24 protein-coding genes, 4 tRNA genes and 2 pseudogenes are annotated in these 25,685 nt (G+C 55.7%); 14 read left to right on the top strand and 16 right to left on the bottom strand.

Annotated features, from left to right (window positions below; all coding sequences use genetic code 11):
* The first annotated feature begins 183 nt into the window (after positions 1–183).
* The 7 genes from ltaE (at position 184) to ABH909_RS25055 (ending at position 6,149) form a co-directional block, all read left to right on the top strand.
* Positions 184–1,188, top strand: coding sequence for a low-specificity L-threonine aldolase (ltaE, locus tag ABH909_RS25085; RefSeq protein ID WP_429438247.1), 1,005 nt, complete (start codon positions 184–186; stop codon positions 1,186–1,188).
* A gap of 146 nt (positions 1,189–1,334) precedes the next feature.
* Positions 1,335–3,956 carry an alanine--tRNA ligase gene (alaS, locus tag ABH909_RS25080; RefSeq protein WP_429438244.1) on the top strand — a complete coding sequence of 874 codons (2,622 nt, stop codon included), beginning with the start codon at positions 1,335–1,337 and terminating at the stop codon, positions 3,954–3,956.
* Between the two features lie 90 nt (positions 3,957–4,046).
* The gene (locus ABH909_RS25075) at positions 4,047–5,288 is read left to right on the top strand and encodes an aspartate kinase (RefSeq protein ID WP_008071826.1); all 1,242 of its coding nucleotides are present in this window, start codon (positions 4,047–4,049) and stop codon (positions 5,286–5,288) included.
* A gap of 186 nt (positions 5,289–5,474) precedes the next feature.
* Positions 5,475–5,663 (top strand): carbon storage regulator CsrA, encoded by a 189-nt coding sequence (csrA, locus tag ABH909_RS25070; RefSeq protein ID WP_002554426.1) that lies wholly within the window; start codon positions 5,475–5,477, stop codon positions 5,661–5,663.
* A gap of 62 nt (positions 5,664–5,725) precedes the next feature.
* A tRNA-Ser gene (locus ABH909_RS25065) sits at positions 5,726–5,816 on the top strand.
* Positions 5,817–5,924: 108 nt separating this feature from the next.
* Positions 5,925–6,001 (top strand) — tRNA-Arg (locus ABH909_RS25060).
* Positions 6,002–6,072: 71 nt separating this feature from the next.
* A tRNA-Arg gene (locus tag ABH909_RS25055) sits at positions 6,073–6,149 on the top strand.
* 19 nt (positions 6,150–6,168) lie between these two features.
* Here ABH909_RS25055 and ABH909_RS25050 read toward each other — a convergent pair.
* Positions 6,169–6,684: a cell envelope protein SmpA gene (locus ABH909_RS25050; protein WP_429438241.1), complete on the bottom strand. Its 516-nt coding sequence runs from the start codon at positions 6,682–6,684 to the stop codon at positions 6,169–6,171.
* A gap of 321 nt (positions 6,685–7,005) precedes the next feature.
* On the opposite strand from ABH909_RS25050, the gene mgtE reads away from it, so the two are divergent.
* Positions 7,006–8,448 (top strand): magnesium transporter, encoded by a 1,443-nt coding sequence (gene mgtE / locus ABH909_RS25045; protein ID WP_095630443.1) that lies wholly within the window; start codon positions 7,006–7,008, stop codon positions 8,446–8,448.
* 105 nt (positions 8,449–8,553) lie between these two features.
* Here the strand turns inward: mgtE and ABH909_RS25040 are convergent, their stop codons facing one another.
* Entirely contained in the window at positions 8,554–8,880 is a 327-nt protein-coding gene (locus ABH909_RS25040) for an Arc family DNA-binding protein (protein ID WP_003178899.1), read from the bottom strand.
* A gap of 388 nt (positions 8,881–9,268) precedes the next feature.
* On the opposite strand from ABH909_RS25040, the pseudogene phnN reads away from it, so the two are divergent.
* Positions 9,269–9,842, top strand: a pseudogene (gene phnN / locus ABH909_RS25035) (phosphonate metabolism protein/1,5-bisphosphokinase (PRPP-forming) PhnN).
* On the opposite strand, the gene ABH909_RS25030 reads toward phnN, so the two are convergent.
* Both ABH909_RS25030 and ABH909_RS25025 read right to left on the bottom strand, forming a co-directional pair.
* Positions 9,817–9,996 (bottom strand): PA3371 family protein, encoded by a 180-nt coding sequence (locus ABH909_RS25030; RefSeq protein WP_052966533.1) that lies wholly within the window; start codon positions 9,994–9,996, stop codon positions 9,817–9,819. The pseudogene phnN and the gene ABH909_RS25030 sit on opposite strands and share 26 nt — an antisense overlap.
* Positions 9,997–10,021: 25 nt before the next feature.
* Positions 10,022–10,255 carry a hypothetical protein gene (locus ABH909_RS25025; RefSeq protein ID WP_429440098.1) on the bottom strand — a complete coding sequence of 78 codons (234 nt, stop codon included), beginning with the start codon at positions 10,253–10,255 and terminating at the stop codon, positions 10,022–10,024.
* A 587-nt stretch (positions 10,256–10,842) separates the two neighbouring features.
* On the opposite strand from ABH909_RS25025, the gene ABH909_RS25020 reads away from it, so the two are divergent.
* A tRNA-Arg gene (locus ABH909_RS25020) sits at positions 10,843–10,914 on the top strand.
* Between the two features lie 572 nt (positions 10,915–11,486).
* Here ABH909_RS25020 and istB read toward each other — a convergent pair.
* Both istB and istA read right to left on the bottom strand, forming a co-directional pair.
* Positions 11,487–12,284, bottom strand: a complete 798-nt coding sequence (istB, locus tag ABH909_RS25015; RefSeq protein ID WP_429438237.1) for an IS21-like element helper ATPase IstB — start codon at positions 12,282–12,284, stop codon at positions 11,487–11,489.
* Entirely contained in the window at positions 12,277–13,776 is a 1,500-nt protein-coding gene (gene istA / locus ABH909_RS25010) for an IS21-like element ISPpu27 family transposase (protein WP_429438236.1), read from the bottom strand. Before istA ends, istB begins: the two co-directional genes overlap by 8 nt.
* A gap of 690 nt (positions 13,777–14,466) precedes the next feature.
* On the opposite strand from istA, the gene lgt reads away from it, so the two are divergent.
* The gene (gene lgt / locus ABH909_RS25005) at positions 14,467–15,276 is read left to right on the top strand and encodes a prolipoprotein diacylglyceryl transferase (protein WP_429438234.1); all 810 of its coding nucleotides are present in this window, start codon (positions 14,467–14,469) and stop codon (positions 15,274–15,276) included.
* Here the strand turns inward: lgt and tnpC are convergent.
* From tnpC to ABH909_RS24980, 5 genes are all read right to left on the bottom strand, one after another.
* The gene (gene tnpC / locus ABH909_RS25000; protein WP_429438232.1) at positions 15,273–16,838 is read right to left on the bottom strand and encodes an IS66 family transposase; all 1,566 of its coding nucleotides are present in this window, start codon (positions 16,836–16,838) and stop codon (positions 15,273–15,275) included. The two genes, lgt and tnpC, sit on opposite strands and share 4 nt — an antisense overlap.
* A gap of 61 nt (positions 16,839–16,899) precedes the next feature.
* Complete coding sequence (gene tnpB / locus ABH909_RS24995) at positions 16,900–17,235, bottom strand: IS66 family insertion sequence element accessory protein TnpB (RefSeq protein WP_429438229.1); 336 nt, start codon at positions 17,233–17,235, stop codon at positions 16,900–16,902.
* Complete coding sequence (tnpA, locus tag ABH909_RS24990; protein ID WP_429438226.1) at positions 17,232–17,549, bottom strand: IS66-like element accessory protein TnpA; 318 nt, start codon at positions 17,547–17,549, stop codon at positions 17,232–17,234. Before tnpA ends, tnpB begins: the two co-directional genes overlap by 4 nt.
* Positions 17,550–17,894: 345 nt before the next feature.
* Positions 17,895–18,785 carry an alpha/beta fold hydrolase gene (locus ABH909_RS24985; protein WP_429438223.1) on the bottom strand — a complete coding sequence of 297 codons (891 nt, stop codon included), beginning with the start codon at positions 18,783–18,785 and terminating at the stop codon, positions 17,895–17,897.
* Positions 18,786–19,865 (bottom strand): sugar phosphate isomerase/epimerase family protein, encoded by a 1,080-nt coding sequence (locus ABH909_RS24980; RefSeq protein WP_429438220.1) that lies wholly within the window; start codon positions 19,863–19,865, stop codon positions 18,786–18,788.
* Positions 19,866–19,973: 108 nt separating this feature from the next.
* Between ABH909_RS24980 and ABH909_RS24975 the strand changes: the two genes are divergently transcribed.
* Positions 19,974–20,564 carry a TetR/AcrR family transcriptional regulator gene (locus ABH909_RS24975; protein WP_429438217.1) on the top strand — a complete coding sequence of 197 codons (591 nt, stop codon included), beginning with the start codon at positions 19,974–19,976 and terminating at the stop codon, positions 20,562–20,564.
* Between the two features lie 134 nt (positions 20,565–20,698).
* On the opposite strand, the gene ABH909_RS24970 is transcribed toward ABH909_RS24975, so the two are convergent.
* From ABH909_RS24970 to ABH909_RS24960, 3 genes are all read right to left on the bottom strand, one after another.
* Complete coding sequence (locus ABH909_RS24970) at positions 20,699–21,304, bottom strand: exonuclease domain-containing protein (RefSeq protein ID WP_429438214.1); 606 nt, start codon at positions 21,302–21,304, stop codon at positions 20,699–20,701.
* 74 nt (positions 21,305–21,378) lie between these two features.
* The gene (locus ABH909_RS24965) at positions 21,379–22,344 is read right to left on the bottom strand and encodes an endonuclease (RefSeq protein ID WP_429438211.1); all 966 of its coding nucleotides are present in this window, start codon (positions 22,342–22,344) and stop codon (positions 21,379–21,381) included.
* Positions 22,345–22,412: 68 nt separating this feature from the next.
* Entirely contained in the window at positions 22,413–22,868 is a 456-nt protein-coding gene (locus ABH909_RS24960) for a VOC family protein (RefSeq protein ID WP_429438208.1), read from the bottom strand.
* Positions 22,869–23,248: 380 nt separating this feature from the next.
* Between ABH909_RS24960 and ABH909_RS24955 the strand changes: the two genes are divergently transcribed.
* Positions 23,249–23,641 carry a MerR family transcriptional regulator gene (locus tag ABH909_RS24955; RefSeq protein ID WP_429438206.1) on the top strand — a complete coding sequence of 131 codons (393 nt, stop codon included), beginning with the start codon at positions 23,249–23,251 and terminating at the stop codon, positions 23,639–23,641.
* Here ABH909_RS24955 and ABH909_RS24950 read toward each other — a convergent pair.
* Positions 23,627–24,593: pseudogene (locus tag ABH909_RS24950) on the bottom strand (NAD-dependent epimerase/dehydratase family protein). The gene ABH909_RS24955 and the pseudogene ABH909_RS24950 sit on opposite strands and share 15 nt — an antisense overlap.
* A 413-nt stretch (positions 24,594–25,006) precedes the next feature.
* On the opposite strand from ABH909_RS24950, the gene ABH909_RS24945 reads away from it, so the two are divergent.
* Positions 25,007–25,222 (top strand): hypothetical protein, encoded by a 216-nt coding sequence (locus ABH909_RS24945; protein WP_429438204.1) that lies wholly within the window; start codon positions 25,007–25,009, stop codon positions 25,220–25,222.
* A 183-nt stretch (positions 25,223–25,405) separates the two neighbouring features.
* On the opposite strand, the gene ABH909_RS24940 is transcribed toward ABH909_RS24945, so the two are convergent.
* Positions 25,406–25,615, bottom strand: coding sequence for a hypothetical protein (locus ABH909_RS24940; RefSeq protein ID WP_192351914.1), 210 nt, complete (start codon positions 25,613–25,615; stop codon positions 25,406–25,408).
* Between the last annotated feature and the right edge of the window lie 70 nt (positions 25,616–25,685).

Genomic DNA, 25,685 nt, shown 5'->3' with positions numbered 1-25,685 from the left:
CTGCCAGTCGACAATGATGTTGCCTGACACACCGCATTCGCGAGCAAGCCCGCTCCCACATGGATTGCGTTTTTTCGAAGGCATAATCAGTCTTTTCCTCGCGCAAGGCTTGATTATTTGTCGGCATGACCGCAGTAATTCCTTCCTGAAAGGGATTTCCCCCTGCTTACCGAGGCCAGATTCATGAGCGTTATCGATCTTCGCAGCGACACCGTCACCCAACCGACCGCAGGGATGCTCGACGCGATGGCGAATGCAGCCACCGGTGACGACGTTTATGGCGAAGATCCGACGGTCAACCGTCTGGAAGCCGAACTGGCAAAACGACTAGGCTTTGCCCAGGCCCTGTTTGTCCCGACGGGCACCATGAGCAACTTGCTCGGCCTGATGGCCCACTGCGATCGCGGTGACGAATACATTGTCGGACAACAGGCTCACACCTATAAGTACGAAGGAGGTGGCGCGGCAGTGCTCGGTTCGATCCAGCCCCAGCCGCTGGAAGTGCAGGCTGATGGTTCGCTGGACCTGGCGCAGGTCGCCGCTGCGATTAAACCGGATGACTTCCATTTCGCCCGCACCCGTTTGCTGGCATTGGAAAACACCATGCAGGGCAAGGTTTTGCCGCTGGAGTATCTGGCCCGGGCGCGCCGTTTCACTCATGAAAATGGCCTGGCGCTGCATCTGGATGGCGCGCGGCTCTACAACGCGGCAGTCAAACTCGGTGTCGATGCGCGGGAGATCACTCAGCATTTCGATTCGGTTTCGGTCTGCCTGTCCAAAGGTCTGGGGGCGCCGATCGGTTCGGTGCTCTGCGGCTCGGTCGAGTTGATCGCCAAGGCGCGGGGTCTGCGCAAGATGGTTGGCGGCGGCATGCGTCAGGCCGGGATTCTCGCTGCGGCGGGGCTTTATGCGCTGGATAACAATATTCAACGCCTGGCCGACGACCATGCCAACGCACAAATGCTGGCCGACGGCCTGCGAGCAGCGGGTTATGAGGTCGAGCCGGTGCAGACCAATATGGTTTACGTGCAGATGGGCGAGAAGGCCGAAGCGATCAGGGCCTTCGCCGCGACACGCGGGATCAAACTCAGCGCTGCCGGTCGTCTGCGAATGGTCACGCACATGGACGTCAATCGTGCGCAAATCGAGCAAGTCGTCGCTACATTTGCCGACTTTTCTCACAACTGACCGTGTTAGCCGTCCAATTGACTGTTTGTATCGTACAAACACACTGTACCTGGTCACTAACGCCGATATAATGCGGCCCTTTGCCGTCGCTTCGTCTGTTGACGTTTCGCACAGGCCTTTGGCCGCAGCCTCCGTGGAAGAACCTAATGAAAAGCGCAGAAATCCGTGAAGCCTTCCTTCGCTTCTTCGAAGAGCAAGGCCACACCCGTGTAGCCTCCAGCTCTTTGATTCCGGGCAACGACCCAACCCTGCTGTTCACTAACGCGGGGATGAACCAGTTCAAGGACTGCTTTCTGGGCCAGGAAAAGCGCGCGTACACCCGCGCTGTAAGCAGCCAGAAATGCGTGCGCGCCGGCGGCAAGCACAACGACCTGGAAAACGTCGGTTATACCGCCCGTCACCACACCTTCTTCGAAATGCTGGGTAACTTCAGTTTCGGTGATTATTTCAAGCGTGACGCCATCACCTACGCCTGGAACTTCCTGACCTCCGAAAAGTGGCTGAACCTGCCGAAAGAAAAGCTCTGGGTCACCGTCTACGCCAGCGATGATGAGGCGTACGACATCTGGACCAAGGACATCGGCGTGCCGGCCGAGCGCATGGTTCGTATCGGCGACAACAAGGGCGCCCCGTACGCGTCCGACAACTTCTGGACCATGGGCGATACCGGCCCGTGTGGTCCTTGCACCGAGATTTTCTATGATCACGGCGCCGACATCTGGGGTGGCCCACCGGGCTCGCCGGAAGAAGACGGCGACCGTTACATCGAAATCTGGAACAACGTGTTCATGCAGTTCAACCGCACCGCCGATGGCGTGTTGCACCCGTTGCCAGCGCCGTCGGTGGACACCGGCATGGGCCTGGAGCGGATCAGTGCCGTGCTGCAGCACGTTCACTCGAACTATGAAATCGACCTGTTCCAGAGCCTGCTGAGCGCATCGGCCAAGGCCATCGGTTGCACCAACGATGCTCAGGCGTCGCTGAAAGTCGTGGCTGACCACATCCGTTCCTGCGGCTTCCTGATTGCCGACGGCGTGCTGCCGTCCAACGAAGGTCGCGGTTATGTGCTGCGCCGGATCATTCGTCGCGCTTGCCGTCACGGCAACAAACTGGGCGCCAAGGGCAGCTTCTTCTACCAGATCGTTGCGGCCCTGGTCGCCGAGATGGGCGAAGCGTTCCCTGAGCTGAAATCGCAACAGGCGCACATCGAGCGCGTGCTGAAGGCCGAAGAAGAGCAATTCGCCAAGACCCTGGAACAGGGCCTGAAGATCCTCGAGCAGGATCTGGCCGAACTCAAAGGCGACGTGGTGCCGGGCGATGTAGTGTTCAAGCTTTACGACACGTACGGCTTCCCGATGGACCTGACCGGCGACATCGCCCGTGAGCGTAACCTGACCATCGACGAAGAAGGTTTCGAGCGCGAAATGGAAGCCCAGCGCGTCCGTGCCCGTTCCGCCAGTTCCTTCGGCATGGACTACAACAGCCTGGTCAAGGTTGATGTGGCCACCGAATTCACCGGTTACACCGCCCACAGCGGTTCCGCCAAAATCGTTGCCCTCTATAAAGACGGGCAATCAGTTGACGTGCTGAGCGAAGGCGAAGAGGGCGTGGTCGTTCTCGATCAGACGCCGTTCTATGCCGAATCCGGTGGTCAGATTGGTGATTGCGGCTTCCTCCAGGCTGGCGCTGCGCGTTTCGACGTGCGCGACACCACCAAGACCGGCGGCGCGTTCCTGCATCACGGTGTGCTGGATTCGGGCAGCCTGATCGTTGGTGCTCCGGTCGAGACTCATGTCGATGCCGACGTGCGTCATGCGACGTCGCTGAACCACTCCGCCACCCACTTGCTGCACGCCGCGTTGCGCCAAGTGCTGGGCGAACATGTTCAGCAGAAAGGCTCGCTGGTCGACAGTCAGCGTCTACGCTTTGACTTCAGCCACTTCGAGGCGATCAAGCCTGAGCAGTTGAAGGCGCTGGAAGACATCGTCAACGCCGAGATTCGCAAGAATTCCCTGGTTGAAACCGAAGAAACCGACATCGAAACCGCCAAGCAAAAAGGCGCCATGGCGCTGTTCGGCGAGAAGTACGGCGACAGCGTACGCGTGCTGAGCATGGGCGATTTCTCTGTCGAGTTGTGTGGCGGTATTCACGCCACCCGTACCGGCGACATCGGCCTGCTGAAAATCATCAGCGAAGGCGGTGTGGCCTCCGGTGTGCGTCGTATCGAGGCATTGACCGGCGCAGCAGCGCTGGCCTACTTGAACGCGGCTGAAGAACAACTCAAGGACGCGGCCAACCTGGTCAAAGGTAGCCGCGATAACCTGATCGACAAGCTGTCGGCTGTGCTGGAGCGCAACCGTCTGCTGGAGAAGCAACTCGAGCAGTTGCAGGCCAAGGCGGCCAGTGCGGCGGGCGACGATCTGTCGGCTTCTGCCCTGGACGTCAAAGGCGTGAAAGTGCTGGCCGTGCGTTTGGACGGTCAGGATGGCAAGGCGCTGTTGGCGCTGGTCGATCAACTGAAAAACAAACTCGGCCGCGCAGTGATCCTGCTCGGCAGTGTCCATGAGGAAAAGGTCGTGCTGGTTGCAGGCGTGACCAAAGACCTGACTGGCCAACTCAAAGCCGGTGATTTGATGAAACAGGCTGCTGCGGCAGTGGGCGGGAAGGGCGGTGGTCGTCCAGACATGGCGCAGGGCGGCGGTGTTGACGCTGGCGCACTGGATGCCGCATTGGCCCTGACCGTTCCATTTGTAGAGCAGGGTTTATAAGGCAATGTGTCTGGCCCGCGGTCTAGTGGCGGGCCAGAACGTTGTTTGAGTGATTATTGGGCGCCCTTCATGGGCAGAGGCGGCTTTGAAATGGCTTTGATCGTACAGAAATTTGGAGGCACCTCAGTCGGCACTGTCGAGAGAATCGAGCAGGTCGCCGACAAGGTTAAGAAATTCCGCGAAGCGGGCGATGACCTGGTGGTTGTGCTGTCTGCAATGAGCGGCGAGACCAACCGTCTGATCGATCTGGCCAAGCAAATCAGTGGCGACGGCCAGCCGGTTCCTCGTGAGCTGGATGTGATCGTATCCACCGGTGAGCAGGTGACGATTGCACTGTTGGCCATGGCGCTGATCAAGCGTGGCGTGCCAGCGGTGTCATACACCGGCAATCAGGTACGGATTCTGACGGATAGCGCGCACAATAAAGCGCGTATCTTGCAGATTGATGACCAGAAGATTCGCGGTGACCTGAAGGCCGGTCGTGTGGTGGTTGTCGCCGGTTTCCAGGGCGTCGACGAGCACGGCAATATCACCACCCTCGGTCGTGGCGGTTCCGACACCACCGGCGTGGCGCTGGCGGCAGCCCTGAAGGCTGACGAATGCCAGATCTACACCGATGTCGACGGCGTCTACACCACCGATCCGCGTGTGGTGTCCGTGGCTCAGCGCCTGGACAAGATCACCTTCGAAGAGATGCTGGAAATGGCCAGCCTCGGTTCCAAGGTGTTGCAGATCCGTGCGGTGGAATTCGCCGGCAAGTACAACGTTCCGCTGCGCGTACTGCACAGCTTCAAGGAGGGTCCGGGCACCCTCATTACTATTGATGAAGAGGAAACCATGGAACAGCCGATCATTTCCGGCATCGCTTTCAACCGCGATGAAGCCAAGCTGACCATCCGTGGCGTGCCAGACACCCCGGGCGTGGCGTTCAAGATTCTCGGCCCGATCAGTGCCGCGAACATCGAAGTCGACATGATCGTGCAGAACGTTGCGCACGATAACACCACCGACTTCACCTTCACCGTGCACCGCAACGACTACCAGGCTGCGCAAACCGTGCTGGAAAACACCGCTCGTGAGATCGGTGCCCGTGAAGTCGTTGGCGACACCAAAATCGCCAAGGTCTCGATCGTCGGCGTCGGCATGCGCTCCCACGCAGGTGTGGCCAGCCGTATGTTCGAATCCCTGGCGAAAGAGAGCATCAACATCCAGATGATCTCGACCTCGGAAATCAAGGTGTCCGTGGTGATCGAAGAGAAGTACCTGGAACTGGCTGTGCGCGCTCTGCACACGGCTTTCGAACTGGATGCGCCAGCCCGACAGGGCGAGTAATACGTTCCCCCAAGGGCGCGGTCTGACCGCGCCCTTCGTTTTTTTGAATGGCGCGTACCAAAACTGTTCTTTTGCTCGCGCTAGTCAATACTCAGGCATGTAGGGCTGCGATCGTTCCGGTTGTAGGTCGAATGCCTTTTTTTTGCAGACTGTTGTCCCTGAAATGAAATGCGTGAGGAGAAAGGTATGCTGATTCTGACTCGTCGGTGCGCAGAAAGCCTGATTATTGGTGATGGCGAAATCACTGTGACCGTGCTCGGCGTAAAAGGAAATCAAGTGCGTATCGGTGTCAACGCCCCGAAAGAGGTTGCTGTGCATCGTGAAGAAATTTACCTGCGTATAAAGAAAGAGAAGGACGAAGAACCAAGCCATTAATTTTTATCGTTTTTTATGTTTGCAAACGGGGAAAAGGTTGGTTAAGATACGCCCCGTGTTGCGGAGAGCTGGCCGAGTGGCCGAAGGCGCTCCCCTGCTAAGGGAGTACACCTCAAAAGGGTGTCGGGGGTTCGAATCCCCCGTTCTCCGCCATTATTTGCGTAGTACGTTGTAATCTGGCTTCTTCGGTAAGTTGTTGAAATTACTAGAAAAAAGCGCTTTACAAAAAGATTCAACGGCCTATAATGCGCGGCAACAAATGCACTCGTAGCTCAGCTGGATAGAGTACTCGGCTACGAACCGAGCGGTCACAGGTTCGAATCCTGTCGAGTGCACCATTTAAGAGTTGTTTGCAGTAATGTGAATAACTTGGCTTCAACCAGTTGTGATCTGGTATAAAAACACAAATGCACTCGTAGCTCAGCTGGATAGAGTACTCGGCTACGAACCGAGCGGTCACAGGTTCGAATCCTGTCGAGTGCACCAAACAACAAAAAGCCCGCGTTTAACGCGGGCTTTTTGCCGTCTGCGATTTGGCTTTTCCTTTAGTACAACCTTTCTCATCAAACTCTATATGAGCACTGCGCCCTCGCTTGTTGTCGTAGCGATAGCTTGTGGCTGAATTGCGGGTGGTGATCTTGTCGGGTTTGCCGAGCGCACTTTCGACGTCCTGCTGACTCATGCCAGCGACGACCCGCTGATTGATGATTGCTATGCGGCGTTCCTTCGCGCTGAGCAGATCTCCACATTTGCCTTCGGATTGACCAACGACCGTCGGCTCTCTCCTTTGCAATTTCTTACTTGGTATTTCGCGAGACTCGGCCTCCGGCATCAGAGGCATCACGCTGCCTGGCAGAAATGTGCGTACGTCGTGTGCTGAGAGGCTTTCTCCAGCCGTACAGCTCAAGGTTGTGAAGGTGATATGCCCATTGACGGCTTCGCACCGGTGAACGGTCGTGGCGAGCACTTGAGGCGGTAGGCAGAGCAGGGCGGCTAGCAAATATTGAGCAATCGATGGCATTCGGCGTCCTCCATGACGGTCTTCATCAAGGGTAGTCATTACATTTTCAGGTGGCGGTGTGTTTTCTTTTCAGGATGAGTCGTCGCAATTTCATGGATCAGGATGGCGCTCAGGTTTATCTCGCAAGCACTTGTTTCAGCCGCGATTTTTTAACGTTTAAAACCGTCATGCGGTGTTATCATTGCGCCCGTCAGCCCCGCCGGGGCTTGTGGAATACCTCCATGGACTTACCCAGTAGTTACTCAGTATCCCGTTTTTACAATCATGAATTGACTGATTGATCCTTCCGGCGTGCCCCGCTGCTGGGAGTGGAGTTCGCCTATGTCTGAAGTTGAAGTAAAGAAAACGCAGGAAAGCTTGCAGGACCGCCTCGCTCAAGTCGTTGAGCTGTTGCAGCGCCAGCGAGTGGTCGAAGACCTGACTCATCGCCAGGAAGGTCCGCATCACGACCGGGTCGAGAACCTGGTTCACCGGCAAAACCTCGTCGAGTTGCAACGCAAGCTCGATGACCTGCACTCCGCCGACGTTGCCTACATCCTTGAAGCCTTGCCGCTGGACGATCGCCTGACGGTCTGGCAATTGGTCAAGGCTGATCGCGACGGCGACATTCTGCTCGAAGTATCCGATTCGGTTCGTGAAACCCTGATCGCCGACATGGACGATCACGAGCTCCTGGCGGCGGCCAAGGACATGGATGCCGACGAACTCGCTGACCTGGCCTCCGAGCTGCCGCGAGATGTCGTCCACGAGCTGATGGAAACCCTCGATAATCAACAGCGTGAGCGCGTCCGCTCCGCGTTGTCCTATGACGAGGAGCAGGTCGGTGCGCTGATGGACTTCGAGATGGTGACTATCCGTGAGGATGTCAGTCTCGAAGTGGTTTTGCGTTACCTGCGCCGTCTCAAAGAGCTGCCAAGCCACACCGACAAATTGTTCGTGGTCGATTACGACGGCGTGCTCAAGGGCGTATTGCCGATCAAGCGTCTGCTGGTCAACGACCCGGAAAAGCAGGTGTCGGAAGTCATGGCCAGCGACCCGGTGAGTTTTCATCCGGACGAAGACGCTTATGAGGCGGCTCAGGCGTTCGAACGTTACGACTTGATCTCGGCACCGGTAGTCGACAAGAACGGCAAGCTGATCGGTCGTCTGACCATCGATGAAATGGTCGACCTGATTCGTGAAGAGAGCGAAAACGAAGTTCTCAACATGGCGGGTCTGCGTGAAGAAGAAGATATTTTCGCGTCAGTCTGGAAATCCCTGCGCAACCGTTGGGCCTGGCTGGCGGTGAACCTGATTACCGCGTTCATTGCATCGCGGGTGATCGGCCTGTTCGAAGGCTCGATCGAGAAACTGGTAGCCCTCGCGGCATTGATGCCGATCGTCGCCGGTATCGGCGGCAACTCGGGTAACCAGACGATCACCATGATCGTTCGGGCCATGGCGCTGGACCAGGTCAGTACCGGTAATACGTCGCGACTGATGCGCAAGGAATTGGCGGTTGGCTTGATCAATGGTTTGGTCTGGGGTGGCGTGATTGGCGTGGTGGCCTATCTGCTTTATGGCAGTTGGTCCCTGGGCGTGGTGATGACAGCCGCCATGACGCTTAATCTGTTGCTTGCGGCATTGATGGGGGTTTTGATTCCGATGACCCTGGCGCGGCTTGGGCGCGACCCGGCAATGGGCGCCAGTGTGATGATCACCGCCATGACTGACAGTGGCGGCTTTTTCATCTTCCTCGGACTGGCGACGATTTTCCTGCTTTGATGTACTTGTTCTAAAAGAACCCGCCAAAATCCGGCGGGTTTTTTTTAGGCAAATTTCAGGCAAAAAAAAGCCAGCGATTACGCTGGCTCGAGCTTTCGGGATGAATCAGGAAGCGTCTGCGGCCATTTCGGCGTCGTGGGCGATCAGCGAAACCAGAGCGTTTTGCTGGCGGTGGGAGAGCTGGCGGAAGCGCTGCAGCAGTTCGCGTTCATGCAGAGACAGTTCGGGGCTGTCCAGGCGCATGCTCAATTCTTCACCCAACGCGCCTTCCTGAATAAGGCTTTGCTCAAGGCGCGCGATGATTTCGGAATTCATGCTGCGATGATGATTGCGAGCCACCTCGGCAATGCGTTCACGCATTCCGTCTGGCAGACGTACGACAAACTTGTCAGCCGTACGGCTGGAATAAATTGCCTGTTTCAATGGGCGCATATATTTAACCGGTTAGTTCAGGGGAGCGGTTCTCGGGGATTGGCCGCAGGATGTCAGATAGGACAAGCACTCTGGCCAAATGTTCAACCTGAATTGGTAGAGGCGCGCATCATGCCTCAAATTAGCCAGATCATTGGCGTCAATTCTGTGACAAATATTGATCTGGGTAAAGGCTTAATGCCAGCACCTATTATCAGAAATGCGGACTGGTTTGAAAATAATCCATGAGTCCGTATCGCTGAACCGCGTCCTCTTGCCCGACAGGTGATGCCCGAAGACGCCTGAAGGTGCATGCTATGCGGATTCGATCCTTGTTCCTTACCTTATACAGGATAGTGGCAAATGGCCGATTTACTAGTCTGGGCGTATGGCGCGGGATGATTTCAGGATGGGTGGCAGGCTAATTTATTTAATGGGGCCTTCGGGATCCGGCAAGGACAGCCTCATCGAAGCCCGCTCGCGAGCCGTTGCGCGCACATAATTGTGAAGTCGTGCGTCGCGTTATTACACGCTCGGCGGAATCGGTGGGTGAAGACGCCATCGAGGTGTCCAGCGAAGAGTTCGAACAACGCAGAGCCAACGGGGATTTTGCGCTGTCGTGGCAGGCCAATGGGCTGAGTTACGGTATTCCTGTGTGCATCGACCAATGGCTCGCGGACGGTCGTGATGTGTTGGTCAACGGTTCACGCGGGCACCTGGCAGAAGCACAACAGCGCTATCCCACGCTATTGCCGGTGCTATTGACGGTCAAGGGTGAAGCCCTGCGCGAGCGCCTTTTACGGCGGGGGCGTGAGAGCCCGGCAGAAATTGAAGCAAGACTGCGCCGTAATGCGCTGTTTACGGCTGATGAGTCAATCGGTGATTCGCAGATCCGCCGACTCGATAACTCCGGCGACCTTGCTGGCACGGTCGCCAATCTTCTGAAGCTGCTGAGCCTCAGCGCAGAACCGGATCGAACTTGATCTTGCGCCCGGCGATCAGCGCCAGCACGAACAGAGCACCAAACACGCCGCAAGCAATCAGGGGCAGGGTAACGACCGTGTCCTCGACCAATGACAAATGAAGGATGCCACTCAGTAAGGCGAGGACGAAAAATCCTGCGGCTGATTTAGACATGCTGCTGTGCTCCTGATGGGGTGATTCAAAATACCAAGCGTTCGAAAGACTGTGTGCGCAGCTGAATAATTTCTTGGCTCACCTCTTGGCCGACAACACTGCGTTGATCGTTCGTGACTGCCAATTGAGGCGTTTTTTGCAGTTGCAGGTAATGAGGGATGCGTTGAGTAATTGTTGTCGCGTCGTTTTCGGGGAAGAAATGAAAACCCATCAGAACCGCCAAAGCGACCGCGTTCGCAACTAACAGAGCGCTGTTCATGGGCTGACCTCCTGTGTTCTGTGAGAACAGCCGAAGCAGCCCGCATGCCAAAAGTCTAACGGCTATTAAATCCTTTAAAAACAATGAATTAAGATATTTTTGCAAAAAGCCCACATTGCATTTTGCAATGATGGCATTTTGCGGTGATGCAATTTGCACGGCAAACAAAGCCGCGCTCCCGTGAGGCATCTGCCTACACTTAAAAAGCCTACGGACGACATGACAAAAGCGGGCCTGCCCGTTAACATGCACGCCGTCCATCGCTGCGCATTCCTTTGCGGGCGACTTGTGTCTCAGTAGCTCAATTGGATAGAGCATCCCCCTCCTAAGGGGAAGGTTGGCAGTTCTTATCTTGCATTGCGTCTGGGTGCATCAGAAAGAGTTTAACTGGAATGCTCCCTAGCTTCCTTTTAAAGGAGAAGGACTCAGCAGTTGACTGGGAGTGATATCAAGAGATCTGACTGACTGAAAACGGTCTATGGTGCGCGGGCGAAGATGTAGAGGTGTATGCTTTACGAGTTAACGCCTTGTTTTTCCAGTTCTTTACTTGAATCCAGCCGCAAAAAAATCCAAGATGTACACGTTACGTCCTCTTAGTTCAACGGATAGAACGAGCCCCTCCTAAGGGCTAGATGCAGGTTCGATTCCTGCAGGGGACACATCCTTTCAGCGGTTCTGCCTTCGTATGGGCACCTTACGGATGGATTTCGACCTTGGGCCTTTTCTAGCTGCTCCTGGCAAGCTTCAAACCCTACGCTTACCTTGCTGCATTCGTTCATCCGATCCACATTCTTCTGATTGCTGCCATAGCGCACGTTACTGCTGCACGGTTTTGCCATTGACAGGGCGCTAACCCTGAACTGATTTCCACGGGATCCCATAAGCCGGCGCAAAGCACAAGGCTACAGATCTTCTGCGATACATAACTCACCCCTCGACGCAAAGCTCTCGGCATCGCACTGATCGCCGCTAGTCCTTCTGCCAGTACCGATACACCGTGGAGCTGGCCAATCCAAGCTTCCGCGCCACCTCAGCCTGACTCAATCCTAAAGCTTTCAGTTTGTCGGCGCTGATTGAAAACTGACCCACCCTGCCGATTGAAAATTGACCCAGGGCGGATTGCTGATTTTTGCCCCAGCAATTGTGGATAAGCTTAGCAGCAGTGTCCCAGTGAGAAGAGGCATCAAGCCCCACCGCATAACGGCATGCGGCAGGGTGTTTACGGTGCAGATCAAAACGGCTCGTCGTCCTCGATACCGTCCTTTCGCTTTCGTTCACGTGACTTGATCTTCGTCTGAGTGGCCAGGCTGCTGTTTTGCAGTCGGTAGGACTCGTTGCCCGTTTCGACGATGTGGCAGTGGTGTGTCAGCCGATCCAGCAACGCAGTGGTCATCTTGGCGTCGCCAAACACACTCGACCATTCCGAGAAGCTGAGGTTGGTGGTGATAACCACGCTGGTGTGCTCGTACAGCTTGGATAGCAGGTGAAATAACAGGGCGCCACCGCTCTGGCTGAAGGGCAAATACCCCAGTTCGTCGAGTATCACCAGGTCTGTGCGAAGCAGTCCTTGGGTGATTCGGCCTGCCTTTCCATCGTATTTTTCGCGCTCCAGCAAGTTGACCAAATCCACCGTGGAGTAGAAGCGCACGCGTTTGTTATGCGTCGTGATCCCGGACACGGCCAAGGCAGTGGCCAGGTGTGTCTTGCCCGTTCCAGGCCCGCCGATGAACACGACATTCTGCGCGGTATCTGTGAACTCCAGGTTGGACAGATCCCTGACCAAGCGAGCGTCTGCGCTGGAAGCGCTGAAGTCGAAGCCTGCCAAATCACGATGCATGGGGAGTTTGGCCATGTTCATCTGATGATTCACAGACCGTACGGCGCGATCTGCATGTTCCTGTTGAAGCAGATGTTCGAGCAGCCATTTCGACGACGCCGTCGAAGCTTCTCCTTGGGAAGCCAGTTCTTCCCAGGCGTTGGCCATGCCATGCAGACGCAGTTCTTTGAGTTCCACCATAAGATCACGCATTGCGAGTCTCCTCATCGGTGGTACGGAGCCGGTCGTAGCGCGCCGTATTGGCGACAGGCGCTATCTTGAGTTGAAGGCTGGTTTCGGCGGACGGAGGGGCTGCTGTCGATGTCAGTCGAGCCAGGACATTCAGGATGTGGTCGGCGCTCAAGCTGCCTGATTCAAGTACCAACTCCACCGCCACCAACACGGCATCGAGCCCGGCGATGGGAACAGCCGCCAGTACCTGCGTCATGATTCGATCACCGTTGGTGTGACGCCTCAGACCGCGTTTTAGCAGTTGCAACGGCTTCGGCAGATCAGCAAACGGAGCGCCATTACGCAGCGCTCCGGGCTTGCGCTCGATAAGCGGGATGTAGTGCTGCCAGTCGAAGCTGACCTGGTCTCGATCAAAGAGGCGCTCGTGACTGGCAATCGTCGTTTCATCGGCGATGACTACAATCCGTGAAGGATACAGACGGCTGCTGACCCACTGGCCGACCCGCTCACACGGCACCGAGTAGCGATTTCGCGCCACGCTGATCAAACAGGTGCTGGAAACCCTTACCGTACGTTCAACATAACCATCAAAGGCGGTCGGCATCGGCATCAATTCAGCGCGTTCCAGCTCCAGGACGTCCGCCACTGTCAGCCCGTTGTACTGCGGGTGCAGCAGCTCACCCCAGAGCGCACGGCAGCGTTGGCCGAGCCAGGCATTCAGTTCCTCGAAGGTGTGGAACATGCAGTTTTGAGCATCGAGCCAGATGCGCCGTCGGCTGTCTTGGACGTTCTTTTCAACGATGCCTTTTTCCCAGCCGGAGGCCACGTTGCAGAAGTCCGGGTCGAACAGGTAGTGGGCACACATCACGGCAAACCGGGCATTGACCGTGCGGCCCTTACCCTTGTTGACCTTGTCGACAGCGGTTTTCATGTTGTCGTAGATGCCGCGACGCGGTACCCCACCTAGTGCGCCAAACGAGCGGGTATGGGCATCGAACAACATCTCGTGGCCTTGGCTGGGATACGCAACCAACCAAAATGCGCGACTGGCGCACAGCTTCATGTGGGAGACCTGGATGCGTCGGAACAGGCCGCCGATCAGCAGACCTTCTTCGCTCCAGTCGAATTGAAAGGCCTCGCCGAGTGCAAAGGTCAGCGGTACGAAAGCGCGTAAAGACTTGCCTTGCTCACCGCGCCACGCGCGTACAAACGCCGTGAGCTGGCTGTAGCCGCCGTCATAACCCTCGGCTTTGATCTGCTCGAAAAGTGCTTTGGCGCTTCTGCGGTTGTGCTTTGCCCGGAACGAATCGGCCTTGAGCGCCTGTTCCAGCGTGTCGTGGAATGGGCTGAGTTTATTGAAGGTTGCACACCGCTGGTACGCCGGCTGAGTGGCTTCGGGTGCTCTGACCCATTTTCGAATGGTGTTTCTCGACAGCCCGGTACGCTTGGCTATCTGGTGCAGCGAGAGCTTGTCGCGGAAGTACATCCGCCGGATTTTTCCCAACATTTCCATGCTGATCACCCTGTGTTCTCCTGCTCGAAAAGTGAGCAGAAGCAGTTGAACACCTGGGTCAGTTTTCAGTCGGCAGAACAGCCTTTACTGGGTCAGTTTTCGGTCAGCGGCAACAGTTAAAGACCTTTCCGGGTTTGATTGAGTACCACGCGTACTGCCCTATGAGCGACGACCGAATCTTCGCGGATTTGGCAATGTGGGACAGTCTTGAGAACGCACAGAAAGTGGCAAAGGCGTTCAACGATGGAGATCCGAGATTCTCCGAGTATATGTACGCTATTGAAAACCTGACGTTCATGAGTCACCTCGTTCCAGAGATGAGTTGACCCCGACGGACTGCCAGAGCAGGCAAGAGACAGCGATGCCTTTGCTGTCAGGCATCGCTGTCGTCACTTCCATTACCTATTGCTAGGCTCCGGGCTGCAAACTGACGTTATCTGGTAAAACCGTTTCGAAAAAACGTATCGTCCGCCCAACTCGCATCGCGTGACTCAGAGCTATCAATCACCTCTATGCCATATGCCCTGATTCCTGCGGCTAAGTGCTCCATGGCCGATGAACTGATATGGTTGCGAACTGATTCCTGTGACAGAGCTTGCGGCCCATGAGGCTTCATCTGTAGCGCATTGATTTACAGGGAAAGGGATAACTGCAAGTGGAAGCGTCTGCTAGACAAGGAGAGATTGCGCGATGGAGCAGTATTTTGTATGGAACACCGACCCTGTACTGATGCGGTTCGGAGTGCTCGATATCCATTGGTACGGTGTCCTGTTCGCAGCCGCGTTTGGCTTCGGTATGGCGATCATGAGGTTTATCTTCAGACGAGAAGATAAGCCTGAGGGTGACCTGGACGCTCTGTTGATCTATCTCGGCTTGGGTACAGTGCTCGGCGCCCGACTTGGGCACGTGCTGTTTTATGATCCAGCGTTTTACTTCAGCAATCCTGCGGAAATCCTAGCCATCTGGAAAGGCGGGCTAGCAAGCCACGGCGGCGCTATTGGACTCGCCCTTAGCCTCTATCTATTCTGCCGACGTCGTTCCGACATTGGCTATCTCTGGCTGCTGGACAGAATTGCCATAGTAGCTCTTTTGGGCGGCTGCCTGATCAGAGTGGGCAATTTCTTCAATTCTGAGATCGCCGGTAATCCGACCGATATTCCGTGGGCAATTGTATTCTCCCGAATTGATACGCTGCCTAGGCATCCCACACAACTCTATGAAGCATGCGCCTATCTAGCAATGTTTTTGCTGATGTTCTTGCTGTACCAGAAACGCCGCCTCTCCCTGGAACCGGGGTTCCTGAGCGGGTTGTTTTTGTCAGCAGTCTTCTCGGCGAGATTCCTGCTTGAATTCACCAAGATGCACCAAGCCAGCTATGACTATTCCTTGCCACTAAACGTTGGCCAACTGTTGAGCATTCCGCCTATTCTCGTCGGGCTGATGCTCATGTTTCTAGCCAAACGGAGTGGTAGAAAATTGCTATGCGAGCAAACGAGTTAGGCAATAGGCCCGCTGTGGGCAAGAAGGGTGAAGCTTTGCCACCGGTGCGGCAGCAGCTGCTCAATCTCATTCGCCCGCTGCGTCGGCAGCCGCGTCAGCACATCTTTGAGATAGGCATATGGATCATGCCCATTCATGCGTGCCGACTGGATCAAGCTCATGATCGCAGCTGCCCGCTTACCGCTGCGTAGCGACCCGGCGAACAACCAGTTCGAGCGTCCAAGTGCCCACGGCCTTATCTGATTTTCGACCGCGTTATTATCGATGGGCACAGCCCCGTCCTCGATATATCGAGTCAGTGCCGTCCAGCGCTTAAGGCTGTAATCCAGAGCTTTGGCGATAGCCGACCCTTCGGGCACAAGGTCGCGCTGGGCCAACATCCAGGTATGCAGTGCGTCGATAAGGGGGGCCGCTTTTTCCTGGCGTATTCGCCAGCGATTTTCGTCGGTCATTTCCCGCGCTTGCCGTTCAATTTCGTACAACCCGCCAATTGAGTGCAGCGCCTGCTCAGCCAGTTGGCTTTTATTCGTCGCGTGCAAATCGAAAAACTTGCGGCGGGCGTGGGCCAGGCAGCCGATTTCGGTGATGCCTTGCTGGAAGCTGGCTTTGTAGCCGGCAAAATCATCGCAAACCAGCTTGCCATTCCACTGGCCAAGAAAGTTGCGTGCATGTTCGCCCGCACGGCTTGGGCTGAAGTCGTACACCACTGCCTTGAGCGCCGAAAAAGGCGTAGTGCAGTAGGCCCAGACATAAGCGCGATGGGTTTTCTTTTCGCCCGGCGCGAGCATCTGTACCGGCGTTTCGTCAGCGTGGATCACACCTTGAGCAAGCACTGTTTCGCGCAGTGCGTCGACCAAGGGTTGGAGCTGCACGCCAGTTTGGCCGACCCACTGCGCCAGGGTCGAGCGGGCGATAACCAGGCCGGCGCGGCCAAAGATTTTCTCTTGCCGATACAGCGGCAAATGGTCGGCGAACTTGGCCACCATCACGTGAGCCAGCAGCCCAGCGGTCGGGATGCCCTTGTCGATTACCTGGGCCGGAACCGGAGCCTGAGTCAGCGTTTCACATTTGCGGCAGACCCATTTCCCGCGCACATGCTGCTCGACGGTGAACACGCCCGGGATGTAATCCAGCTTCTCGCTGACGTCTTCGCCGATGCGCTGGAGCTGGCAGCCGCAGGCGCATTGGGTGGTGTCGGGTTCGTGATAAATCACGGTACGCGGAAACTGCGCTGGCAAGGAAACACGCTTAGGCTGCTTGCGTGGTTCGGCCGGCGCAGCCGGCGGATTCAACGCCTTCAGCTCGGCTTCGATGGCCGCGATGTCGGTGTCGAGCAGGCTGCCTTGGGCAGGGCTCAATTGCTCACTGCGCTTGGCAAACTTGTTACGTTTGAACCAAGCGATTTCGTGGGTGAGCTGCTCGATGATGGTTTGGTCGCGGTCGTTCTTCTTGCCCATCCGGTCGACTTGCTGCCCGAGAGAATCAACCTGGGACAGCAACTGCGCCGCGAGGGCACGCAGTTGGTCAGGGGACATTTGGTCGAGATTGGGCGATGAAGTCATGCCGCGAATTTTGCCAGAGCAGGCCGTTTGCGGCGATAGACCAATGGGCTAATGGCAGGCGTTAAAGCAGTGTGATTGCACCGCCAGCCCCAACGCGTTGCCAGGGCAGACCGAGCACCAAGGCCTGAAGTTGCTCGGTATCCAGCGCCATCTCGCAGCCATTCCGAATACCGGGCCAATGAAACTTGCCTTGGTTCAACCGGCGAGCAGCCAGCCAGACGCCAATCCCGTCATGCACCAGCACTTTCATACGAGTGGCGCGGCGGTTGGCGAACAGATAAGCACAGTGCGGCTTCGCCGCACCGAACACCGCGATCACCCTGGCCAGCGCCGTTTCAGTGCCGGCACGCATGTCCATGGGCTCGGTGGCGAGCCAGATGGCGTCGATGCGAATCATTGAGTAAGTCCACGGACAAAGCAGGCGCAACCTTCAGGATCGGACGCTGGCCATTTCACTGTGATCGATTGCTCACCAAGCGGCAGCTCAATGGTCGCCAACGCTTCCACCTGCCGTTTAGGCGTAGCTTTCAACGGAACGAAAGCCGGCAACGCCGCTGGTAGCTGATCTCGATAAAGCGGTAGCCACTTGCGGATAACGTTGGCATTAATGCCGTGGCTGATGGCAACGCTGGATAGCGTTGCGCCCGGTTGCAGACATTCCTGAACAACCTGGGCTTTGAACTGTTTCGGGTAAGAGCTTCGTTGGCGCATGGAAATCCTGACGTTAAGGGCGATCGCGTCCGCTTAAAAATACGCGGACACCATCGCCCTTAATGCTGGAGTTCGGAAGGTGTGTTCGCCGGCCCCTTACGATGCCGTGGCGGATGGCAACGCTAGATAGGGTTGCGCCCGGTTGCAGGCATTCCTGGAAACAACCTAGGCCTTGAAGAGTTTCGGATAAGAGCTTCGTTGGCGCATGGAAACCCTAACGTTAAGGGCTATCGCGTCCGCTTTAAATACGCGGACGCGAACGCTTCGTTACCTTTTAAGTGTCTGCTTGGCTAACGAAACCGACGATAGACATGGACGCGGTTTGCTCCTATTCATTGCGAAAGTTTATATTCCGACATGGTCTTCAAGAAACGTCATTAGATGGTGGATAAAATCATCAGATGCTTCTTCCATTATGAAGTGGCCGCAATCGGCGATAATCGCGCCACGCAAGTTACTAGCATGGTCTTTGAGCGTGAGCAATGGGGCATCCTTCGTGGCATACTCGGCACCTATCGCCAGCACCGGCATCGTCAGCGGTCGTAGGGAGCGTTGCTTGTTCTGACGAATTGTTTCGGGGATCGCACGGTAATAAGCAAACCCTCCCCGCAGCCCGCCAGGTGAGGAGTAGGCCTGAATGTATATTTCGGAGGCGACCGCATTGCGCTTGAATGCCCAGCGATCAAACATGAAGTTAAGATAGGCGGCCTCCCTTCCTGTGATCAACAGCTCGGGCAAATCCCTGACCTGATTGAACAAAAAATGCCACAGAAAGATATTTTCCTCCGGGGCCACGAAGATAGGCGGGGCTTCGGCTAACCCGGGTATGACGGCTTCCGTTACCGCTAATGTCCGTACCGCCTCCGGGTAGTCACTGGCAAGGGCATAAGCAATCCACATGCCGACATCATGCCCGACCAAGTGGTAACGACCGAACCCCAATTGTTCCATCGTTTGGTGCAGTATTTGCGCCACGCTACCGGTGTCATACCCATGTTCAGGGCGGTCGGAATCACCCAGTCCAGGCGGATCCACGGCGATCGCCATATACCCTTGAGTGGCTAATGCCTGCATCACATGACGCCACGCATACCAGGTTTGTGGCCAGCCAGGCACTAATAGAACAGGATCACCGGTTCCAGCAACTGCGCAATGAATACGGATTCCCTGGATCCGCACATAGCGGTGAGTGAAGTGAGCTTCAATGGGGGAGGGGAGATCGACGGCCTTGTTCATTTACGCTATTCCTTCCATGGGCGCAGTGGCCATACCTAGCATTGACTGAATTTGCTGAGAGTTGACGGGTGCACCAGCGAAGTCATCGAACACACGGTCAGTCACATGGATTATGTGTTGATTGATAAATGCTACGCCTTCTCGTGCACCGTCTTCCTGATTCTTGAGGCAACACTCCCATTCAAGAGTCGCCCATCCCGGATAGTCAAACTGGGCTAGCTTGGAAAAAATCCCTTTGAAGTCCACCTGACCATCGCCCAGGGAGCGAAACCTGCCTGCACGATCGTTCCAGTTGCTGTAGCCGCCGTAAATACCCTGGCGTCCCGTTGGATTGAACTCGGCATCCTTGACGTGGAACATGCGGATGCGCTCGTGGTAGATGTCTAGGTAGCTCAGATAATCGAGCTGCTGGAGTACGAAGTGACTGGGGTCAAACAGGATGTTGCACCGTGGATGTTCATCCACCAGCGTGTAGAAACGTTCGAAGCTGGTACCGTCATGCAGATCTTCGGCGGGGTGGATTTCGTAGCAGAGATTGATGCCCACCTCATCACACAGATTCAAGATAGGGCGCCAGCGCTTTGCAAGCTCGCTGAAAGCGGCGTCTATCAATCCTTCTGGACGCTGCGGGAAGGGGAAGAGATACGGCCAGGCCAACGACCCGGAAAATGTACCCATCTCGCTCAAGCCAAGTCGAGCAGATGCACGTGCAGCCAACTTCATTTTCTCTACTGCCCACTCGGTGCGAACTTGGGGGCGACCATGCAGGCAGGCCGGTGTAAAGGTATCCCACATAGCATCATAGGCTGGATGCACCGCGACAAGTTGACCATAGATGTGGGTCGTCAACTCGCTGATCTGTAATCCGTGCTCTGCCAGTGTGCCTTTGATCTGATCACAGTAGGCCTGACTTTGTGCAGCTTGGGCGACATCAAACAAACGCTCATCCCAAGCAGGAATCTGCAATGCTTTGAACCCATGGCCCGCTGCCCACTTGCTGATGTGGGCCAAGTTATCGAAAGGGGCTTGGGAGGTGCTGAACTGAGCCAGATGTAGGCTTGGGCCTTTTAGTGTTTTCATCGTGGAAACCTATTCTTTGTTGATCGACAAAGAATAGGTTTACTGAGCGATATCGGTCAAGTTGATTTGCGCTAAAATGCTCCATCTGGGTTTTTTGGGCATAACGGTATGGCAGGGCGACCACGGGAATTCGATAAAGAACAGGCGTTGACAAAGGCCATGCTTCTTTTTTGGGAGCACGGCTACGAAGGTACCTCCATGTCAGCGCTTGTCGATGCGTTAGGCATTGCGTCTGCCCGCATTTATGCGGCATTCGGTAGCAAGCAACGGCTGTTTGAAGAGGCTGTCAGGCTTTATGAGGCTGGGGAGGGAGGATTTGCAGAGCGCGCCCTGAAGCTAGCTGATATTAGTCAGTCAATCCGGCAAATGCTGTGTGACGCCGTCAACACCTACACCTCCCAGCGTAGGCCTTGGGGGTGCCTGGTGGTCAGCGCGGCCAATAGCGTAGCACCCGAAAATACGCCGGTACTCTCTTGGCTCTCGGAACATCGGCGCCACCGGACGGAATCGATCATCCTTCGCCTGGAAGCGGCCAGCAGAGATGGGCAGTTGAGCAGCATGGCAAATGTTCAGGCACTAGGAAATTTCTATGCAACATTTTTGCATGGGATTTCAGTCCAAGCGCGTGATGGCGTATCAAGAGATGAATTGCTCGAAGCTGTTGATTGCGCAGTGGGCTTACTGCCAGTGAAGGCCTAGGGGGAACAAGTCTACGAGGGCATAAACTGCAGCTACCCAACACGCTTCTTTCGACATATGAGTGATTTATTCCGGTGCCGTCAGCGCCGCGATCCTTCGGGCCGATGGGCCCGGCTCATCAATTAGCTAAGCATTTACTTCACTATGGAGGTCACATTTCTCGCGTCGTCTATCCCTCGGTGATAGGTACCCTGCCAAACCAAGTCCATCGACTCTACCGTTTGCTTAAGCCCTTTCGGTCGAATGTCATATAAGCCGGCATGCCATTTCCTGGCATTGAAATGTGGCAAGCCTTCGAGCAGGGAAGGGCACCCAGCTAAGCCAGCATCGCGCTCAAGCTGTCTTGCGTCATAGTCACCCCAAGATGCCCAAGCCGCGTTTGGATAACTCGCAGCAAATGTTCGTAGCTCGTCGCCAACCTCTTGATAGGTTCGGGCACCGTCCACGTCGGGTTGTTGAATGGATGTCAGCTTTATGCAGAAATCGGTAAGGGTGGGGTTGATCAGAGGCCGGACGAAACGCTGGAGTTCATCGACGATCTCAAGTGACTCCAAATCAATCACCACTAGGCCAATCTCAATCGTTTCCATCTGATTGGGGACGACTGTAAGCGGTCTAGGTGATTCCGATTTTTCAACCTCGTCACAGGTTGCCTCAAGGTCTACGCAATATAGATAGCGGTATGGCGCGAGGAGGTTTGGGATAGCTTGGAGATGAAGGCGTTTTGCTTCGATGCTCATGACATGGTTGCCTGTCTCAGCCAATGTTAAGGATCGGCCTCGCTTTCGCGAGACCGACTTTCAACAAGCAGCAACTATTTGCAGTTACCTGCCTTTCGATATCCTGCCGCCTGGGCCTCAGATTCTGATGTGAAGGAGACCTGATTTTTTTCAGACACCTGACCATAGCCAGGGCATCCCAAGGCGAGGTGGTAGACCTGGCTTTTCCGGTTGCCAATGATCGCTCCTACTCCGCTAGCGCTCGCTAGGGGTGGCTGGACTGGTGCCCGCGGAGGATTAACTGGAATGGCGCTAACCACCCCATCACTAACCGCCTTGTACCCTTGCGTCCATTGACGGTCGCCAGTTACGAAAGGATTGGAGTGCCCCATGATTGCTGCAATGCGTCGATCTCGCTCTTTCTCCCAAGGCGAAACCGGGTGCTGTTTGTCCCAGGCCATCAGGAGCTGTTGCTGCTGACGAGACATGTTCAGATCGTATCTGTCGAACATGTAAAAGGTTGTCCTAGCGACCAGCCCTTTAACCTCATCACGCGGTTCCGCCGCTCGTTGAGTGAAATCGACTCGCGTCTTGCACTGCCCATACTGCGGCGCCACCCCGGAAGCCATACCGTAGTTGAAATTGCTGCGGTCACCATTCACCTCCCCAACTGATGGATAGAGGTTGAACAGGTCTGCCTCCATCGCTCGAAAAACGGGATCATCATCCACGCAATGCTCTCGACCACCGTTCTGCCAACATTGGCGTTGGTGACCGAATGTCCAGGCAGGGACGATGTGTTCCCACTCAGTCCGCTCTGCACGGCTTTGTTGTTTCCTGGTTTGATAGCCACAGGATTCGGCGTCAATCCGGCCACCCGATTTACCTACCCATTTCCACTTGCAGCCACAATACAACTCGCCAAAGGCACTGTTCGCCTGGTCGAGGTAGATCTTTTGCTTTGCGATGACCTTGGCTTCGGAAAAGGTCGATGGAGGGCTTGAGAAGGCGGGGGTGATTACCGAGAGGGCAAGCGCTACTACGGACAGCAGTTTTTTCATTGGAAAACATTAGCAATTTAGGGGGGGCGCATTGTACGCACGACGCCCACGCCCACTGCAGTATTTTCTCAGGTAAACGCAGCCTCGACAAATGCTTCCAGCGCCTTCTCTTCCAGGATTTCGATAGAGAAGTGCCCGAAGCGCTTGGGCAACCAGATGATGCGTGCCCCGGACGGGGATTGCAGGTTCGAGCGAGCCAATGGCTCTCCATTTTCGTCTTCTGGCTGAACACCGGCGACCATCAATTCGTCATAAGCTTTCTCGATGTCCGGTGTCGAGTAGCAGTGGCGATAAATCATCCCTTCGCCCGAGGAGTCCAATAGCTCCCTCAGGTTCCCCGCCAACGGCTGTACCAGAATGAAACGCTCTTGGCCGATCAGCGCAATCGCGTATCGCACATGCAGATCACCTCGTTCCCAGACGAGCGTTTTGGAGATCCTGGCGTTAAGTATCTGGGCGTAGTAAGCACAGGCTTCGTCGAGATTCTTGACCAGTACGTCTACGTGACTGAACTTCAGATCCATTGCAACCCTCCGGTGAACCAGCGTCCATGTTCAGCACGACACGCTCAGAATTCGATGGATTTCATAAAGCTATCCTTGTTGATGTATACGCGCGCCAATCCAGTGATATCAGAAAAGTCTGGTTATGTAGTAAACGAATGATTGCTTCGGGGGCCGTTTGCTGTCTGCCGCGAAGGGCGGCAACCGACCCAAAGTAGCCGATAAAGACCTGCAGATATCGGTCAAGAGTGGTCGATCCATGGATGGAAAACAAATCTTCCCTCTTATCCAACAAGACGGTGTCGCCAACAGAATCTGTACGAACGCCGGTTGCACCAAGACAACATCCAGCCACAGCCACTAAACTGCGGGCTGGAGCTGGGTGAGGGGGAAGGGGTTGTATGTACATAGGTGAACTTGCCAAGTTGTCGGGGTGCACTCCCAAAGCCATTCGTTTGTATGAGCAGTTGGGCCTGCTGACCCCACAACGCCTTGGCAGTTATCGGCTGTATTCGGCCCATCACTTGACGCTGGTGCAGATGATCCGCACCGCCCAGGTGGTAGGGTTCAAACTGGGGGAGATGAGCGAGCTGCTGGCAGCCAAGCAACATCAGGCACCGTTTCCCCTTGCGCTGGCCAATCAGGGCATCGAGGTCAAGCGCTTAGAGCTGCAAGCGCAGATCCTGGCCTTGCAGAATCGGGAGCAGCAACTAACGCTGTTGCAACAACAGATCAACCAGCAATTCGCCCCTACATCAGTTCCAAGCGCTGCGCTGGTATCAGCGCGCCAATAGGTGCGCAAACGCTTGCTTGAGGGCGTTCTGCGGCGAGCGCGGCCGGTAGCCCAGCTCATTGATGGCTTTGTCGATGCAGTAAACCTGACGCACCCCATAAAACATCTGCACCTGACTGAGCAGCAATTGGGCTGGTTGACCGGTGTACCGTGCCCTTTGTTCTTGCAGCCAGGCAATCAGCATCAACAAGGCTTTTGGTGCGCTGCGCGGCGAACGATAGCCGGGGCAAAGCGTATTGAGCACCTCGATCACCTCAGCCAGTGATGAAGCCCGCTGATTAGCTAGTATATAGCGCTGGCCGGGGCGGCCTTTTTCAGCCGCGCGGATCAGGCCATCGGCCACGTCGCGCACATCGACAAAGTTAAAATAAAAGTTCGGGTCAAGCATCAGTTTGCGCGCCAGCACTGCCGCAAGAAATCCCATAGTGTCGGTCAGCCGCGTGGCATGGGGGCCGATGATTGCGGAGGGCAACACCGCGACCCATTGGCAGGCCATAGGATTGGGCGGTCTCCCACGCAGCACGTTCAGAAAGGATTTTTGAGAGGTAGTACGGGTTGTTCTGATCGGTGTTCCAACTGTTTTCATTTAGGCGTTGGCCGTTGTGCCCAACCGCTGCCACGGAGCTGACATAGACCACACGGCGGACTCCGGCTTCGGCGGCGGCCCGCAACACATTACGCGTACCTTGCACGTTGACGTCGATGATCTCGGCGTGTGGATTCCTCGCCCAGTGTTTGAACACTGCCGCTACCTGGTACAGCACGTCCACTCCTTGCATGGCCTGGCGCAGTGAGTCAAGGTCTTGTAGTTCTGCGCGTACCAACTGGCAGTCGAGCCCGTTCAAGGCAGCGCTTCGGGCCGGGTCACGGACGCCGGCGCGTACTTGTTGCCCTCGGGCTAGCAGCGCCCGAACCAAGGTGTTGCCCAAATGCCCGTTGGCACCTGTGACCATTGATAGCGTGTTCATGGAATACCTTATCCGCTGAATCTGAAACAGATAAGGCAGGGTGCGGGTTGTCCTTAGGGACAGAGTCAAGCGCTGGAATCAGGCCTTGTCGTTGGTGGCGACACAGGGTCTTCACCGGCTCGAGGAGCGCCAGAATTGAACAAAAGGGGGCAGACCACGATATTGATGCTGCAGAGGTCGGGGAGCGACCAAGTACTGAGACTAATCCACCATTTTCTTCCCTCAACCTAGCTTCATCACGGATGGGTTGAAGCGTAATCGACCCCTCAGGGGGTCGCCCCTCCAGCTAGTGTCAAACCAGCCGGAGCCGGTGATTCAAAACCAGTCCGTGCAGCTGAAACACTGACGAAACATTTCGGCCATATGATTCGCGTCACCGAAACCTAGGAGGGTTGGAGATGAATCGGCCATCAAGAAGCATGCGCAAACTGCTCGACGCCGTTGCCACCAACAATGAGGCAGCGGCGCTTGATGTGATGCGTGTTGCTGAGCAGCTCCAAGATGAGGTGTTGCGCCAACGATTGCTGAACTTGATTCATCGGCTCAACCAAGACGCCAATGACTTGCGAATGGCACGGGACGATATCCAAGGCGGAGCCATCAAGCTCGCATGACTCGCGTCCACCACTTTTAATCTCGCTCGTCTAAGCCAGGCATTGGGTGGCGTGATGACAGCTTTATCTCAATCCAGAGGACGCTTCATCTCGACTCTACTTGAAGCACTAAGACCTCAGTTGAGCCTCGACTGATTTATCTTCTGGAGTGCCTAGCATCATTCACAGTGGTGGTCGAACAGATCACTCGGGTGCCATGAGCACCGCAAGCGTCATGTTGATGAACTCTTCATTTGTTCTGATCGTGTCCAACGCACCGCGCACGTTGCCTCCCACCTCACCCGACCCACGCTGCTCGACCCAGAGCGTCAGTTCCATGATGGCAGCCTCAAGGGCTTGCTGGTTTTCGTTGATCTTGAATAGCAGGGAAGGGAGCAGATCTGAGTTTGGCATCGCGATTCCTCCATGAAAAAAGGACAGCGTAGCAGTAGGAGAATTTGGTAGGCGCTCGGCTATTGATGGC

Origin of the sequence: Pseudomonas sp. BS3782 TE3695 (genome assembly GCF_050435305.1) — a bacterium.
Taxonomy (GTDB): Bacteria; Pseudomonadota; Gammaproteobacteria; order Pseudomonadales; family Pseudomonadaceae; genus Aquipseudomonas.
Note: the sequence above shows the minus strand (reverse complement) of the source record. Positions and strands in the feature narration are given on the sequence as shown.